The following is a 16569-nucleotide window of genomic DNA, read 5'->3' on the forward strand; positions in this document are numbered from 1 at the left end:
TGTTCTCGTTTTGACAAATTGGCCAGGAACTTCTTGAGTTTTCTCTATCTCGTCAGTGCTCTCTTTTGGCTCAAATGAAAGATCAACACAACCTAAAAAGATAATGGTATAGCATGCAGGGATCCATGTATCCCGACGCTAACCCTGCGGGTAGAGCGCGGGGCTTGTTGCCCCCGCACCCCCGTTGGTTAAACATTAGGTTGCCCAGGAAAGGGATCCCAGCGGCACTCACGTTGTATTATTGGCTACTTCAGCCAGCAGGTCGAGCCTCTTTTGGGGAATCGAGCTAGATTGGATCCCACTGTTGATTTCTGCTGTCCACTTCTAGGGTTCTGGCGGCATGAGTTCTCCGGCCATCCAGTGGTATCCCGGCCATATTGCCAAGGCAATTGGCCAGTTGCGGGAAGAGTTGCAGCGGGTGGATGCAGTCATCGAGGTGTTGGATGCGCGGATCCCGTTGGCCAGTCGTCATCCTGAGCTGGGCCGGTGGCTGGGGGAAAAACCTCGCCTCCTGGCTCTGAACAGGGCGGACTGCATTGAGGCTGGGGATCTGAAAGCTTGGCAGGAGTATTTTTTACGGCAAGGGATCCCTGTCTATCCCACCAATGGCCGCTCAGGAGAAGGGGTGAATCGCCTCAAGCAGGCGGTCTTGCACTTGGGGCAATCGGTCAACACGCGGCGTCAACAGCGGGGCATGCGACCGCGGGCCGTTCGGGCGGTGGTGGTGGGCTTTCCCAATGTGGGCAAATCTGCTCTGCTGAATCGACTGTTGGGGCGGCGGGCAGCTGAGAGCGCAGCACGTCCTGGGGTGACGCGGCAACTGCGGTGGGTGCGGCTGGGGGGAGAGTTGGATCTGTTGGACTCGCCGGGCATCATACCGCCCTCTCTGCCGGATCAACAGGCGGCCTCTCTATTGGCCATCTGCGATGACATCGGCGAAGCGGCCTACGATCCCGAACGGGTGGCGGCCCACTTTTTGGATCAAGTGCTGAGGGTGCAGCCCCAAGCCGGATCTCTCTTGCAAAAGCGCTACGGTTGGCCGGATCCGATCCCTCCCGGTGGTGCCGCAGTGCAGGAGTTGGCCGAGCGGCGGTATCAAGGGGATCCCCAGCGGGCGGCACGGCAAGTTCTCAACGACTACCGCAAGGGCTTGCTGGGGCCGCTGGCCTTGGAACTCCCTCCCAAGGCTTGAGCCCCTTAGAAGAAATCACGAAAGAAAGTCACGTTGTTGCTATGGGCAGGGGAACCGCAACGCTGTCGCGATAGGCCGCTGTGGGAACTTGCTCACCTCAATGTGCAGGCGCTCCAGTAGGGGAATAGCAGCGGGCATAGAAAAAGCTTGGGCCGAAGTAAGCCGAGGGCAAATAGCGGATCCCCCACAAGCGCTAGGTAGTGATACGCTGTTTATCAGGTTAGATCCGGAGCGGAGCCATCGCAATGCTGAAATGCACCACTCGCCACGTCCACATTTTTGCCGGTGAAGTTACTGCAGACAACAACTTCGTGCCCCGCGACGACCTGTTTACCCTCGATGTGGATCCGGACAACGAGCTGGTCTGGACTGATGCTGCCCTGCAAAAGGTCTATGCCCGTTTCGAAGAGTTGGTGGAAGAATACCGGGGGCGAGACTTGACCGAGTACAATATCCGCCGCATTGGGTCTGACCTGGAACATTTCATCCGCTCCCTGCTCAAGCAAGGGGAGATCGCCTATAACCTGCAGGGGCGTGCCCCCAACTTCAGCATGGGCTTTCCCCAGATCCCTGCTGAAGAAATTGTCGGCCAATACATCCCCAAGGGCTAGCTCTTTGCTGGTTCTGGACAGAGTTTTTGATTGTTCTGCATCTAAGGCTTTTACCCATCTGATTGTCGGAGCGTTTCCCCATGTCTGGAGAACCCACCCCCGAGGCCGCTGCTGCCGAGAAACCCGCTGAAGCTGCCAAGCCTGCTGCTGAGGATTCCCCCAAAGCCGCTGCGAAAAAAGTTGCTAAGGAAGAAAAGCCCTTCGAGCAACAGATCACGGAAGAGGTGATCCCGGCAGCCATTGCGGCTTTTCAAAAGCGCGGAGTCAGCGATCTGGAGCTGCGCCTGGAAGGCAAGACGCTGGTCGGCGCGTTTGCAGGAGGCAAGAAGCAATTTAGCGTGCTGTTTGCTGAGGGATCCTTGAATGGCCGCAAGTTCTTCCGCTGTACCACCGAAGGATCCCCGGCCAGCACCATTGAGTCTTTTATGATCGACGAGCGGCGCGTGGATGTCAACCTATTCGTGTTTTATTTGGTGCAGCGCCTTTACGCTCAGCAGTGGTATTGAGTTCGCGTGACCTTGAAGGATCCCTGGCTACCCCTAGCCGGAGAGAGTAAGTCTGCTCGCAAGAGACGAGGGGAGGTGCAGCCGGCTGCAGTTACCGTAAAGCCAGGATCCATCCGGCCATGTTCTTTGGCATGCCCACGATCCCAGAACGGGCACCTTGGCTGCCGCCTTCCCGGAAGATGAGCTGCGCACTTGGCTCGAAGAACGGTACCGCCCCAGCGGGATCAGCCGTTCATAGTCGCGTTTCAGGTTAGGGTGAGAGGCCTGGGCTACTGATCGCGCCAGCGGGACGGAGTCCTTGAAAAGCCTTCTGGCCCCGTGCATTCAACGTTTCTAGTTTGAATCGAAATGCTCATAATTCCCCAGAGGGCTGCTCCCGTAGATCAGGTTCCCCGGCAAACGGCGCAGCTGGGGCTCGAACCCGGTCGGCCCAGAGGTTGTTCCCCAGTGCAGGGATCCCTTGCCATTGGGAGGGATGTTCTGTCGAGGCCAAAAAGATTATCGTTTGTAAAGAAAGCTAAGGCGGTGCTACGGGAGGTCTCGAAATGTACATCGTGCAGATTGCGTCTGAATGCGCCCCGGTTATCAAGGCGGGGGGACTGGGGGATGTGGTGTACGGCCTCAGCCGCGAGCTGGAGGTGCGGGGCCACTGTGTCGAGCTGGTTTTGCCCAAGTACGACACGATGCGCTACGACCAGATCTGGGGTTTGCACGACGCCTATCGCGATCTCTGGGTGCCCTGGTACGGGGGAGCCATTCACTGCTCGGTGTACTGCGGCTGGGTGCATGGCCGCCTTTGCTTTTTTATTGAGCCCCACTCGGGCGATAACTTCTTCAATCGCGGGTGTTATTACGGCTGCCCGGATGACAATATACGTTTTGCTTTTTTCAGCAAGGCGGCTCTAGAGTTTCTCCTACAAAGCAACAAGCGCCCCGACATCATCCATTGCCACGACTGGCAGACAGGGTTGGTACCGGTGCTGCTGTTTGAGATCTACAAGTACCACGGCATGGGAAACCAGCGGGTGTGCTACACCGTTCACAACTTCAAACACCAAGGCTTTGGCGGCCCAGAGATTCTTTGGGCTACCGGCCTCAACCGCGAACCCTACTACTTCCACTACGACCGTTTGCGCGATAACTTCAACCCCTTTTCTCTCAACTTTATGAAGGGGGGAATTGTTTTTTCCAACTTTGTCACTACGGTCTCTCCCAATCACGCGCTGGAGGTGCAATTTGGCGACTACGGCTATGGACTTGGCCATACCCTCTACCTGCACCGGCATAAGTTTCGCGGCGTTTTGAATGGCATCGATTACGACATTTGGAACCCGGAGATCGACCGCTTTATCCCCGTGCGCTACACTGCTCAAACGCTGGAAAATAAAGCTAAAAACAAAAAAGCTCTGCGGGATCGGCTGCTACTGCAGGATGTTGACAAGCCTATCGTGGCCTATATCGGGCGATTGGACGAGCAAAAGGGCGTGCATTTGGTGCATCATGCCATCTACCGCTCCCTGTTCAAAAATGCCCAATTTGTTCTGCTGGGATCCGCTACGGAGCGAGGGATCGGCGCTTGGTTTGCCCACGAGAAAAGCTACCTCAACAACAACCCCGATGTTCACATTGAGTTGGGCTTTAACGAAGAACTTTCCCACCTTATCTATGCGGGGGCAGACATCATCGTAGTGCCCAGCCACTACGAACCCTGTGGACTCACCCAGATGATTGGCTTGAAATATGGCACGGTTCCGGTGGTGAGAGGAGTGGGCGGCCTGGTGGATACCGTCTTCGACCGCGACTACGATCCCCACAAATTGCCCGAGCAACGCAACGGCTACGTCTTTTATCACACAGATCCAGCTGCTTTGGAGTCGGCTCTGGATCGGGCCATCGACCTTTGGTACACCGATCCTGACCAGTTCCGTCAACTGCAGATTCAAGGCATGAGCTACGACTACTCCTGGAACTATCCTGGCAAGGAGTATCTGGAGATCTACGACTTCATTCGTCACCGCTGAGCCCAACAGCGATCCCCAGCGATCCCAGCTCTTGACCCCAAGGACGAAATGCTGGACGATAGGTAGCAATCTTGGGCTTAACCTTCTCTACAGATTTGCTGCTGAGAAGGGTAAGTCTGCTCCGTTATCTTTCCCTGTCTGTAAGGATCCCCGGCTGCCATGGGTTATCTCGCCTTGGTACTCCACGCGCACCTGCCGTTTGTGCGCCACCCTGAGCAAGACTTTGTGCTGGAGGAAGAATGGCTCTACGAAGCCATCACGGAGACCTATGTGCCGCTGCTGCACATGTTCGAGGGGCTACAGCGAGATGGCATCGACTTTCGTTTCACCATGTCCCTGACGCCGCCCTTGGTGTCGATGCTGCGGGATCCCTTGCTGCAGGAGCGCTACGACCACTACTTGACCAAGTTAGAAGAACTGGCCCAACTGGAGTACGACAAAAACACCACCAACGGCCACATTCGCTACCTGGCGGAGCACTACATCAAGCAGTTTGCCATGGTGCGGGATCTCTGGGAGCGCTATGACCGGGATCTGGTGCGGGCCTTTCGACAGTTTCAAGACAGCGGCAACCTGGAGATCATCACCTGTGGGGCTACCCACGGCTACCTGCCCTTGATGCAGATGTACCCGCAGGCGGTTTGGGCCCAGCTTATCGTAGCCTGCGAGCACTACAACGAGCACTTTGGCCAATGGCCGCGGGGGATCTGGCTGCCGGAATGCGCCTACTACCAAGGGCTGGAGCGGATGATTGCCGATGCCGGCCTGCGCTACATGATCACCGACGCCCATGGTCTTCTCTACGCCAAGCCCCGGCCTCGTTACGGCATGTACGCCCCTATTTTTACCGAGACCGGCGTCGCCGTTTTCGGTCGGGATCACGAGTCTTCGCAGCAGGTGTGGTCGGCAGAGGTGGGCTATCCAGGGGATCCGGTTTACCGCGAGTTCTACAAAGACCTAGGGTATGAGGCCGACTACGAGTACATCAAGCCTTACATCATGCCCAACGGCCAGCGGAAAAACACCGGCATCAAGTACCACCGCATCACCGGGCGCAACCTGGACCTGGGGCAAAAGCAGCTTTACGACCCCTATTGGGCGCGGGAGAAAGCGGCAGAGCATGCGGGCAACTTTATGTTCAACCGCCAGCGGCAAATCGAATATTTGTACAGCGTCATGGGCCGCCCGCCGCTGGTGGTGGCCCCCTACGATGCGGAGTTGTTCGGCCACTGGTGGTACGAGGGCCCTTGGTTTTTGGATTTTCTCATCCGCAAGAGCTACTTCGACCAAAACACCTACCGCATGACTCACCTGGCGGAGTACCTGCGGGAGAACCCCACCCAGCAGGTGTGCAAACCTGCCCAGTCCAGTTGGGGGGCGCGCGGCTTCCACGAATACTGGCTGAACCCCAGCAACGCTTGGATTTATCCCCATTTGCACAAGGCCACCGAGCGGATGATCGAGCTGAGCAGTCGCGAGCCTGCCGATGACCTAGAATGGCGGGCCTTGAACCAGGCGGCGCGAGAATTGCTACTGGCTCAATCGTCTGACTGGGCTTTTATCATGCGCACAGGGACGATGGTTCCCTATGCAGTGCGCCGCACCAAGTCTCATCTGCTGCGCTTCAACCACCTCTACGAGAAGATCAAAGAGGGTCAGTTTCGGCGAGAAAAAGCCACCCCTGAAGAGGAGCAGTGGCTGGCCAAGGTGGAATACATGGACAACATCTTCCCCAATATCAACTACCGGGTTTACCGACCCCTCTAAGCCGGTTGGGCAGGTCTGGAGGGTGCCTGCTTCCGACCGCCAGAGACACCAGAGGCAGAAGTTTCCGGCTACCCTCCTTGAGGGGATCGAACTACCCCAGGGCAGGAGGGATCCTCCGTTCGTTGCGCTGATCCCAACCTTCCTCTCCTTTTGGGAAAGGGGCAGGAGTCGCTCGTGTTGGCCTCGCAGAGCGCTCAGGGAGCGTTTTAATCTGGCTTGTTCAGTAGCCCCGATATCCCCGAAGACTCCCTGCTGCTGGGGCCCGCCTTCCCCAGCCGGATGGCCAGGCCACCGATTCTAGAGCTTGGTGCCGCACTCGGCGCAAAACTTGTGCAGGGTGGGGTTTTTGGTGCCGCAATTGGGGCAGTAGATCAGCTCGGCGGCTTGTTCCAGTTGCCGCTTCTCCGGCAGCCCGATCATCTGATAGTTAGCTTTGCCGGCAGGCACCATCGGGTAGCAGTTTTCGTCCCGCTTGACCACAAAGTCGGCCACTACCGGCCCCTCGTGCTTGAGGATCTCCTGGATGGCATCTTCCAGTTGATCGGGGTGATCGACGCGGATCCCTTTTACCCCAAAAGCCTCGGCTAGCTTGACAAAATCCGGCATTCCGGGAGACATATCCGAGTGGGAGTAGCGCTCGCCGTGGAAGGCCTGCTGCCACTGCCGCACCATGCCCTGCCAGCCGTTGTTGATGATGGCCACTTTGGTGGCAATGCCGTACTGAGACACTGTGCCCAGCTCTTGCATGTTCATCTGGAAGCTGGCATCGCCACTGATGCAGATGACTTCTTCGTGAGGCAGGGCTACCTTGACTCCCATCGCCGCGGGGAACCCGTAGCCCATGGTGCCCAGCCCAGAACTGGAGATCCATTGGCGCGGCCCGTTGCGCAGAAACTGCGCCGCCCACATCTGATGCTGGCCAACATCGGTGGTGTAGTAGGCGTGGGGAGCATGACGACGAAAGGCATCGATCACCTGTTGAGGGGCAATCACGCCTTCGTAGCTGGGCACCTGCAGGGGATAGTCCCGCTTCCAGCGCTCGATCCGATCCAGCCAGGCCTGAGTTAGGCCTGGAGTAGAGGGCATTTTGCTCAGTTGAGCCAGCATCTCCACCAGAACAGTGCGCACATCCCCTACAATCGGCACATCGGGCGCACGGTTTTTGCCCACCTCGGCTGGGTCGATGTCGATGTGAATGACTTTGGCGTGCTTGGCAAATTCATCTAGCTTGCCGGTTACGCGATCGTCAAAGCGGGCCCCCACCGCAATGAGCAGGTCGCACTCGGTGACGGCGAAGTTGGCATAGGCCGTGCCGTGCATGCCCAGCATCCCCACCGACAGGGGATCGTTCTCATCGAAAGCCCCTTTGCCCATGAGGGTGGTGGTTACCGGGATCCGATAGGTGTGGGCCAGCTCGGCAATTTCGGCGTGGGCACCGGAGATGATCGCTCCACCTCCCACATACAGCAAGGGCCGCTTGGCCTGCAGGATCAGCTTGGCCGCTGTGTGGATTTGCCGTGGGTTGCCACGCACGGTGGGCTTGTAGCCGGGGATGTTGATCTCGCTGACGGGTTGATAGTCAAACTCTTCCAGGCCCACATCTTTGGGGATGTCGATCAGCACCGGCCCGGGCCGCCCTGTCCCGGCAATGTGAAAAGCCTCCGCCACGATCCGAGACATTTGGCGCGGATCCCGTACGACGTAGGAGTGCTTCACAATGGGCAGGGTGATGCCAAAGATGTCCGTCTCCTGGAAGCCGTCGGTGCCAATCAGATGGCGAGGTACCTGCCCAGTGATGACCACCATGGGTACAGAGTCCATCATGGCGTTGGCAATGCCCGTCACCAGGTTGGTCGCCCCTGGGCCAGAGGTAGCAAAACACACCCCAACCTTGCCGGTGGCGCGAGCATATCCGTCGGCAGCGTGGGCGGCTGCCTGTTCGTGGCGTACCAGGTAATGTTTGAGAAGGCCCTGAGACTCAGCTTTGTACAGCTCGTCGTAGATGGGGAGGATGGCTCCCCCCGGATAGCCAAAGATGTGTTGCACCCTATGCCGGTGCAGGCTGTCCACCAACGCATATCCACCAGTCGCCACGGTGTCTCCTCCCCACTGAGATGACCGAACGTCAAACGCCCGCTCTCAGGAGCGCCAGCGCAGACAGGGTACTGGCCAGAAGTTGGCCAACTTTGTATTCAATTCTACAGTCTAGCAGTGGTTTGCTTTGGAATCGCTTAGACTTTCACGGTCGGCTAAAGTAACACTGGGGATCCCTAGGGATCCTCGCCGGAGTGTTGAGAGTGCCCTATCCATGACTGGAGAGCCAACCCCCATTGACCCCGGGCCGGAGCGGTCTCAGGGCAGCTTGCTGCTAGCTGTGCCCATCCTCGGATCCCCGCACAGTGCTGTGGGATCCCGACAGTGGCTGGTATGGGGAGCGCTGGGGATCTTTCTGGTGGGTCTGGGGTTGCGCCTGTGGCGGCTGGACGAGTTCCCGGCACCTGTGTTCGATGAGGTGTATTTCCCGGAGTTTGCCCAGAACTACCTGGATGGCAAGCCTTTTTACGATGTGCATCCCCCCTTGGGCAAGTACTTCATTGCCCTTAGCATTCAGGTGTTTGGCCGCAACGAGTGGGGATTCCGCTTCGCCACTGCTTTTTGCGGATCCCTGATCCCTCTGTTGCTGACCGGTTTAGCCTACCGCCTCACCTACCACGTGGGCTTTGCTCTGTTGAGCGGGGTTTTGCTGCTGACCGATGGGGTGTTTCTGGTGGAATCCCGCTTTGGCCTGATCAACGTGTATCTGGTAGCCTTTGGGCTGGCAGCGACCATTCTGTTGCTCAGAGGTCTAGAAGACCAAGGTTGGCGACGGGCTGCTCACTTTGCTTGCTCCGGGATCCTGTTGGGGGCGGCAGCTTCGGTGAAGTGGAATGGCCTCTGGTTTGCCTTCATGTTTGCTCTGTTGGGGATCCTCGTCTGGGGGGTGGTCTGGCTGCGCCCGCAGTGGATCCCACGGTTGGGCATTTTGAGCCGGATTCGTCATCTGCGCTGGTGGCACTATGCGTTCTGCTTCGTCCTCGCTCCGCTGGCCTTTTATGCCATTCAGTGGATCCCGCACCTGCAGCTGAATCCCCAACAGGGACTAACTCTGGATTGGAGCTGGACGGGCATCCAGAATTATTTCCGATCCCTGGTGCTCATCAACCAATCCATCTACGGCGGCCACATGGCAGCCCACCTGGTGGTGAACGAAGAGACCCCTGTTCACCCCTACTGCTCCACCAGCTTGCGATCCCTGGTGGCTTGGTTCCCGGCTTTGCGTCCTTGGCTGACTACGCCCTTGGCCTCGGCAGGAGCTTGGTCCTGGCCAATTCTGGGCCGCCCCGTGGCCTACTACTTCGGCAGTCAGGGCAACCTCTGGCAAGCTGTTCATGGCGTGGGCAATCCTTGGCTGTGGTGGCTGGGGACGGGATCCATCTTGGTGCTCGTCTGGCGGGGGATCCGCCGCTTTCACGGTCTCGAAGCCTTCATTTTGATTGGCTATGCGGCCAATTACCTGCCTTGGTTTAGGGTCAGCCGCTGCGTTTTTATCTACCACTACATGAGCGCTCTGGCGTTTAGCACCCTAGCCCTGGCTTGGTTGGTGCTGCTGGGCTGGCAGAGCTATCGCCGCTTTTGGCGCGGGGCGAGCATCACGGCGGTGGCCTTGGTTTTGGCGTCCTTTGTCTTCTTTTTCCCCGTTTGGCTTGGCCTGCCCCTCAGTCCAAGCGGATTCTACGCCCGCATGTGGTTTCGCTCTAGCCCGGTGCCGCTGTTCTGTTTCAGCCCCCAATCCTGCCAACAGCCCCCGCTGTACCTGCCGCCCATCCCCGGCTTGAACTGGATCTAAGGGAGGCATGGTAAGCTTTGTGAAGTTTGTTTCGTGAAATGCGGCGCTCCGTTACCGAAAGATGGAGCGAGGTTCGCGAAACCCTTGTGGTGGAGGTAGTGGAAACGTCATGGCCCGATCTTGCCCGAGTTCTGCCAACTCTCCCCGCCGTCCACTGGCTTATTCAGAGCAAGCTGTCCCGGTTGGGGTGATCGGGGTAGGCAACATGGGCCAGCACCACACCCGCGTTTTCAGCCTGATGAAGGATGTGCGGGTCGTGGGGGTAGCGGATATCAACGTGGAACGGGGATTGGATGTGGCCAGCCGCCACCGCGTTCATTTCTATGAGGACTACCGCGATCTGCTGCCCCATGTAGCTGCCGTGGCCATTGCCGTGCCGACGGTTCTGCACCACGAGGTGGGTATGGCCTGCCTGGAGGCCGGGGTACATGTGCTGATCGAAAAGCCCATCGCTGCCAGCATCAGCGAAGCAGAATCGCTGGTGAACCGAGCTGCCGATTGCAATTGTATTTTGCAGGTGGGGCACATCGAGCGCTTCAGCCCTGTTTTCCAAAAGCTGGGCCAAGTCTTGCAAAGTGAAGAACCTCTGGCTTTTGAGGCTCACCGTCTCAGCCCCTATTCCGACCGCGCCAGCGATGTGTCGGTGGTATTCGACTTGATGATCCACGACATCGATCTGTTGCTGGAGCTGATCCCATCTCCCGTGACCCGAATTACCGCCAGTGGCAACCGCGTCTCCAAGCTGGGCTACCTGGACTATGTCACGGCTACTCTCACTTTTGCCAACGGCGTCATCGCCACCCTCACCGCCAGCAAAGTCACCCACCGCAAGGTGCGCAAAATTGCCGTCCACTGCAAGAATGCCTTGGTAGAAGCAGATTTTCTACACAATGAGATCTCGGTGTACCGCCAGGGATCCGTCAGCAGCACCAGCGACTACGGCCAAATGCCCTACCAGCGGGATTGTTTGATTGAGAAAGTCCACACCGACAATATCGACAAGCTGCATGCCGAACTGGAGCACTTCATCAATTGCGTGCGGGGGGGCAACCAACCTTCTGTGGGTGGGGAACAGGCCCTGAAAGCATTGAGGCTGGCCTCGGAGGTAGAGCGGATTGCTTTGGATGGATGTGCCTGGAGCGAAGCCAAGCCCCGCCGTAGTCTCCTATCCTAGTCTTTAACGCAAGCCCCAGATGGGGGCAGAGCCCTGTTGTTGGCCCATAGCCATTCCAGCATCAGCTAGAAATCGCAGGAGCCCCGCACTGTACCCGTAGGGTCAGTGTCGGGAGGAATGCGGAAGTTACGATAGAACCATGACCCAAGTCCTGACCGTCTCCTGTAAGCTCAAGGTGTCCCAGTCGCAGGCCGCAAAGTTGGACGCGACCTTGGATGCCTTTGTGCAGGCGTTGAACTGGGTCAACCAAAACACGCCCGAGAAAGTCACCAACGCCGTTAAACTTCAATCTCTGTGCTACCGCGAAATCCGTGCCCGGTTCGGCTTGTCCAGTAACTTGGCTCAGCAGGTCTGCAGACGGCTGGCCGGTGCCCGTAAAGTTGCCCGACAGAAAAACCGCCCCGTCAAAGCGTTCAAGGGGGGCTTCGCGACCTATGACGCTCGTATCTTTTCGTTCCGCGAGAAAGACTGGACGGTGTCGCTGACCACAGTGGAGGGTCGAGAGCGCTTTGAGCTGGCGATTGGCCGCTACCAGAGAGAACAGTTGGCGGGCTCCAATCCCAAATCGGCCACTCTGGTCAAGCGCAGAGACGGCTCCTACTACATCCAGATTTGCGTAGAGAAAAAACCACCCAAGCAACAAGATACCGACAAGGTGATCGGGGTGGACTTGGGGAGGACAGATATTGCCCATACGTCAGAGGGTGATAACTGGAATGGACAGCAGTTGAACAGAGTCCGAGACCACTACTCCCGGTTGAGGGCGGCACTCCAACGCAAAGCCAGTAAGGGCACACGCAGTTCGCGGCGCAGATGCAGAGAACTGCTGCAACGGCTGTCTGGCAAGGAGAGACGCTTTCAAGCGTGGGTCAATCATCGCATCTCCAAAGCTATTGTCTCTAGGGCAAAGGTCACAAACAGCGCTATTGCTCTGGAAGACTTGACAGGGATACGGGAGCGTATCAACCAACAACCCCGCAGCAAAGCCGAGCGGCGCAGGGCCAACAGTTGGGCGTTCTACCAGCTGAGGCAGTTTCTGGAATACAAGGCTCTGCGTGCAGGGGTTGCTTTGACTCTGGTGCCGCCTGCCTACACGTCGCAGACCTGCCACCGGTGTTTGCACATCCATCCCAACCCTGCGCAATCCTATCGCAGTGGTAAGTCGTTCAAGTGTGGGCACTGTGGATGGGAAGGGGATGCGGACTGGAATGGGGCCAACATGATTGCCAAGCTTGGGGCTGTCGTAAACCAGCCTAGAGGCCCGTGGTTGGCTTGCCAACTGCAGGGCTACCGAAAGCCCGCCCTGTACTGCGAAGCAGTCAGGGCCGGGTAGTTTACTCGAGAGCGGCTTACCCACACCACATCAGGAGCCACATCGTCATCTTCGGCAAAAATCACTCCGGGAGCAGTGTTGGCCAATCTCAGGCCCGTTTTCTCACTCTATTCGCCTTTCAAATTTCTTCTAAGATGCGAAACTGCACATGGTTAATGGCCAGCTCCCCAATTGAGGCTTGGTCGGTGTTGATCGTCTCGAAAGGGATCCCTTTGGCGATCTCGGCATGGGTCCAGGGCAAGCCCATGAAGTAGCGCTGCGAATAGGGGCGCTCCCCCCGATCGTCGGGGTTCGACTCCATCGGCACCCAACCCCAGCCGGGCAGATAAAACTCAATCCACACGTGGTTGTACTGGGGAAACAGCGGGATCCCTTTCAGTTCTGGATGGGGAGGACATTTGTAGCGCCCCACCGTGCGGCAAGGGATCCCATTGAGGCGGGCCAAAGCCAACAGCACCCCCACATATTCACCACAAGAACCGGAGCCACGCCGCAAAACCTCATCCGGCGGATCGATGCGAGAGGTGACCCGGTAGGAGAGCTTGTCGTAAACATAGGCCCGGATATTGAGCATTTTGCGCAGCAAGTTGGTCTCGCTGCCGACGGCCCGCCGCGCTGCCTCTCGAACAATCGAGGTGTCCATGGCCAGGTAGTCATCGTCCACCAAGTAGCGATCCCGTAGGTCTGGGGGCACGACGGCATCTTCTACATCCAGCGGATCGATGCAGTACTTGATGCTGTAGAGATCCAACACCGCCCGCCAGCCAAACAAGCGCACCTCATGGGCCCCCAGGGATCCCAGCGAAAACACCGCCACCTGTTGGCCAGATTGCTCTTCCACTTCAAACGGCAGACCTACCCAGTGCAGGCTGCGCACCCGTTGGCGAAGGCTGTTGCAGGGCAAGGCAATTCGCCAGACCAAATCGGGCAGGAAGCGCGGCTCTTCTTGGGCAATTTCTTCCACATAGGTCAGCTCCACCCGATAGCCGTGGGAGAGGGTGTAGGTGGCGCGTTCCCCCAGACACTGGGGCTGAAAAACTACCGGACAGGCAATGGGGGAATCCTCGGCCTCGGTTCCACCGCCGCCAGAGGGGTCGGGGGAGCTAGGGGGATCCAAAGGCCGCAGGCGTAGGGGGGCCACCCAGGTTTTATCGCGCAGGGCCACCGACAAGGGATCTGGAGCGTTGGGGTTGTCGTGGATGTAGGCTTCTTCGTGGGCATAGGCCACCCAGAGTTGCCCCCGCCAATGGGCCAAGCCTGTTGGCCCAGGAGAAGGGGTGAGGATACGGGCCAGTTCTCGCCCGGTCTGGCGCTCCAGCACGTAGATCGTCTCTTCCACCCGATCGCTCACCCAGAGGTAGTCTCCCTGCACCGCAATCTGTTCTCGGCCAACCCCAGGGGCAGGCATCTCCTGCACAATAAGGCCACGGCTGGGATCCAGTTGCAGGATTTTTCCCCGTTTGTAGCAGGTGGCATAGAGGTAGCGGTTTCCCGTGTGGGGATCGCTCCAGAGGGCGATCCCTTCGATAGGGTAGGGGCACCTACACACTGGAAAGGCTTCCAGGGATCCCGGTTGCTGCAGAGCGGACATGGGAATGCGCAAGATTTGCCCCTCTTGCTGCGGACTGAGCCAAATCCACGCTTGATCCCCCTCTGGCTCTACCCACAAACCGTAAGCACCTTGGAAAGAGTGGACATGGTGGGGGTTGAGCAGCAGGGTGTTGTGCTCTTGGATCTCCACCAAATAGCCCCTCACCCGATCCAAGCCGAGTAGGCAATCTCCCCAGGTGGCCAAACCTTCCAAAGCGACCAGCCCCAACGGTTGCAAAGGGGCCACAGTTCCCTGTTGCCGCCCAGATGGAGGCCACCAAGCAGGCTGGGATCCTTCTGCCGTAGAACCCGGATTTTTCAGAGCACCTAGATCATTTGCCGGATGAATGGCAACCATGAAGGCTTCCTTGCCTATGGATGAAGTTGACATGCTGGCGCGATCTGCACCAAGGCGGTACGACTGTCCAATATTTACTGTCCAACATTATTATGATGCGCCTCTTTTCAACCCCACACCCAAGGCTTCTCGACCGATGTATCCCTGCTAGTCTTGCCAGGACTGGAGAATGTTACGATGATGGCGGCTTTTTGGCCAGCAAGATAGAGCAGCGGTGGGGAGTGGTAGGGGATGGAGTTGGCCTTGGCAATTGGCGGCCTGGTGGCAGGGATCCTGGCCGGGGTGCTGGGCATTGGCGGTGGCGTGATCCTGGTGCCCTTACAGGTCAGCTTGGGGATCCCACCGGTTCAAGCTGCAGCCACCAGCAATCTTTCCATTGTTATGACCTCGATTGCGGGCAGCATCCAAAACTGGCGGATGGGCATGCTTGATTTGAAACGGGTGATCCTGCTGGGGATCCCAGCGTTGCTTACGGCTCAAGTAGGAGCAATTATCGCCAGTCGCCTTCCCAGCTATCTGCTGTTGGCAGCGTTTGGAGTGTTGCTGCTGGCCAACACTTACCTGGTGCAACTCAACAAAAAGGTGGTTATCCAGGCCCAAGAATTGGGGGCTGACGTCAGCGATGCCGAGCACCTCAGCGGGACGGAGTCCTCAGGGCAGATGTCTCCCTGGTTAGCCCGCGCCCTGACCGGCGGCACTGCCGGTTTGTTGGCCGGGCTGTTTGGCATCGGCGGTGGGGTGATCCTGGTGCCAATGCAGATCCTGCTGCTGAAAGAGACAATCAAAGTGGCGATTCAGACCAGTCTGGGGGCCATTGTGATCACAGCAGTTGCTGCCACTGCCAGCCATGCGGGCCTCAGCGATTGGATCTGGAATGGCCTGGGGTTCGGGGACGGCACCATCCACCAGAATGTGCTCTGGATCCCAGGTTTAATCTTGGGCACAGGGGGGTTAATCGGTGTACAGATTAGCACACGCACCCTGCCCAAATTGCCCGATGAAACCGTCAGTCTGTTGTTTCGGGGCTTCCTGGCCATTCTTTCTCTTTACATTTTTTGGCAAGCCTGGCAAGGTTATCGAGCTCTGTGAAGTGATCCTGGTCTGCCTGAGCGCTCAAGACAGCAGTCCTTGGTCATTTCGATTCTACGTTGGACGCGCTTTCCCCTCAGAGGGCAGGGCTTTTGCTACTTGGGATAGATCCCCTTGTTTGCAGAGGTCATGCACAGGGTAGCTGCCGAAGAGCTTCAAGGTTTCAGCAATTGATTCCAGCGCCGCAACCACCTCGGCATCCAAATAGGGTTGGCCGATAGGGTTCTCCAAATCGACAAAAAAGACATACGTCCCTGCCGATTTTTTGGTGGGGCGCGACTCAATGCGAGACATATTCAGGCCTCGCTCCGCAAACACTTGCAGAGGTTTCAGCAGCGCTCCCGGCACGTTGTGGGGGAGGCTGAAGGCTAAGGAAGTATGGGATCCCCCCGGAGAAGCAGGATCGGCAGAGGTTTCACCCTGTTGACCGGAACGCGAGAGCGGCGCACGGCCAATAACCCAAAAGCGAGTGCAATTGTCGGGGTGATCGTTGATCGGGCAGGCCAAGACCGGCAGTTGGTAGAGGGTGGCAGCTCGTTCTGAGGCGATGACGGCGGCGCTGGGCTGCTCCTGCAGGCGATCCAATTCTTCGGTGGTCGAGCGGGTTGGGATCAAAGTGGCCTGGGGCAGATGGGATCTCAGCCAAGCCTGACATTGGGCCAAAGCTTGCGGGTGGGAGTAGACCTGCTCAATTTGCTCCAACCGCGAGGCACGTCCGATGAGGGCATGGCGAATGGGCAGGATCAGCGCCTGCCGGATCCCTAGCCCCTCCAGTTGCCAGAGGGCGTCTAAGGTCATCGAGACCCCCCCCTCCACCGAGTTTTCCACCGGCACCACCGCCCATTGTTGCTGGCCGGCAGCTACCGCCTCTAGACAGGCGCTGATCGTTGGGTAGGGCACCAAGGGATGGGATCCCTGGCTGTGCAGGTGAGGCTGCTCAGGGCAGGCCAGCAAAGCTGCTAACTCTGTGTAGGTTCCAGCAGGGCCAAGAAAGGCCACCGGCGAAGGGGAAACGTTCGCGCCAGCGGAGCGCAGCTCCATC

11 protein-coding genes and 1 pseudogene are annotated in these 16569 nt (G+C 58.1%); 9 read left to right on the forward strand and 3 right to left on the reverse strand.

Annotated features, from left to right (window positions below):
- Positions 1-340: 340 nt before the first annotated feature.
- The 5 genes from ylqF to ACVWZU_RS09935 all read left to right on the forward strand — a co-directional run bounded on the left by ylqF (position 341) and on the right by ACVWZU_RS09935 (position 6097).
- On the forward strand, positions 341-1192 hold the full coding sequence (gene ylqF, locus ACVWZU_RS09915; RefSeq protein WP_011432287.1) for a ribosome biogenesis GTPase YlqF: 852 nt from the start codon (positions 341-343) through the stop codon (positions 1190-1192).
- Positions 1193-1437: 245 nt separating this feature from the next.
- On the forward strand, positions 1438-1803 hold the full coding sequence (locus ACVWZU_RS09920) for an NAD(P)H-quinone oxidoreductase subunit M (protein ID WP_011432289.1): 366 nt from the start codon (positions 1438-1440) through the stop codon (positions 1801-1803).
- An 80-nt stretch (positions 1804-1883) separates the two neighbouring features.
- A complete protein-coding gene (locus ACVWZU_RS09925) occupies positions 1884-2309 on the forward strand; it encodes a DUF2996 domain-containing protein (protein ID WP_011432290.1) in 426 nt (141 codons plus the stop codon).
- Between the two features lie 545 nt (positions 2310-2854).
- Positions 2855-4330 carry a glycogen synthase GlgA gene (gene glgA / locus ACVWZU_RS09930; protein WP_457444649.1) on the forward strand — a complete coding sequence of 492 codons (1476 nt, stop codon included), beginning with the start codon at positions 2855-2857 and terminating at the stop codon, positions 4328-4330.
- Positions 4331-4489: 159 nt separating this feature from the next.
- The gene (locus tag ACVWZU_RS09935) at positions 4490-6097 is read left to right on the forward strand and encodes a glycoside hydrolase family 57 protein (RefSeq protein ID WP_457444651.1); all 1608 of its coding nucleotides are present in this window, start codon (positions 4490-4492) and stop codon (positions 6095-6097) included.
- 297 nt (positions 6098-6394) lie between these two features.
- Here ACVWZU_RS09935 and ilvB read toward each other — a convergent pair.
- Positions 6395-8194: pseudogene (ilvB, locus tag ACVWZU_RS09940) on the reverse strand (biosynthetic-type acetolactate synthase large subunit); the annotation flags it as partial.
- Positions 8195-8405: 211 nt separating this feature from the next.
- Between ilvB and ACVWZU_RS09945 the strand changes: the two are divergent.
- The 3 genes from ACVWZU_RS09945 (at position 8406) to ACVWZU_RS09955 (ending at position 12490) form a co-directional block, all read left to right on the forward strand.
- Positions 8406-9983, forward strand: a complete 1578-nt coding sequence (locus ACVWZU_RS09945; protein ID WP_457444653.1) for a phospholipid carrier-dependent glycosyltransferase — start codon at positions 8406-8408, stop codon at positions 9981-9983.
- A gap of 109 nt (positions 9984-10092) precedes the next feature.
- Entirely contained in the window at positions 10093-11157 is a 1065-nt protein-coding gene (locus tag ACVWZU_RS09950) for a Gfo/Idh/MocA family oxidoreductase (protein WP_457444655.1), read from the forward strand.
- Positions 11158-11296: 139 nt separating this feature from the next.
- The gene (locus tag ACVWZU_RS09955) at positions 11297-12490 is read left to right on the forward strand and encodes an RNA-guided endonuclease InsQ/TnpB family protein (RefSeq protein WP_457444657.1); all 1194 of its coding nucleotides are present in this window, start codon (positions 11297-11299) and stop codon (positions 12488-12490) included.
- Positions 12491-12608: 118 nt separating this feature from the next.
- On the opposite strand, the gene ACVWZU_RS09960 is transcribed toward ACVWZU_RS09955, so the two are convergent.
- Complete coding sequence (locus ACVWZU_RS09960) at positions 12609-14471, reverse strand: transglutaminase domain-containing protein (protein ID WP_457444659.1); 1863 nt, start codon at positions 14469-14471, stop codon at positions 12609-12611.
- Positions 14472-14669: 198 nt separating this feature from the next.
- Between ACVWZU_RS09960 and ACVWZU_RS09965 the strand changes: the two genes are divergently transcribed.
- Positions 14670-15527 (forward strand): sulfite exporter TauE/SafE family protein, encoded by an 858-nt coding sequence (locus ACVWZU_RS09965; RefSeq protein WP_414418823.1) that lies wholly within the window; start codon positions 14670-14672, stop codon positions 15525-15527.
- 54 nt (positions 15528-15581) lie between these two features.
- Here ACVWZU_RS09965 and pheA read toward each other — a convergent pair whose 3' ends face one another.
- Positions 15582-16568: a prephenate dehydratase gene (pheA, locus tag ACVWZU_RS09970; protein ID WP_414423741.1), complete on the reverse strand. Its 987-nt coding sequence runs from the start codon at positions 16566-16568 to the stop codon at positions 15582-15584.
- Position 16569: the final 1 nt, after the last annotated feature.

It is taken from the genome of Thermostichus sp. MS-CIW-26 (genome assembly GCF_054059115.1).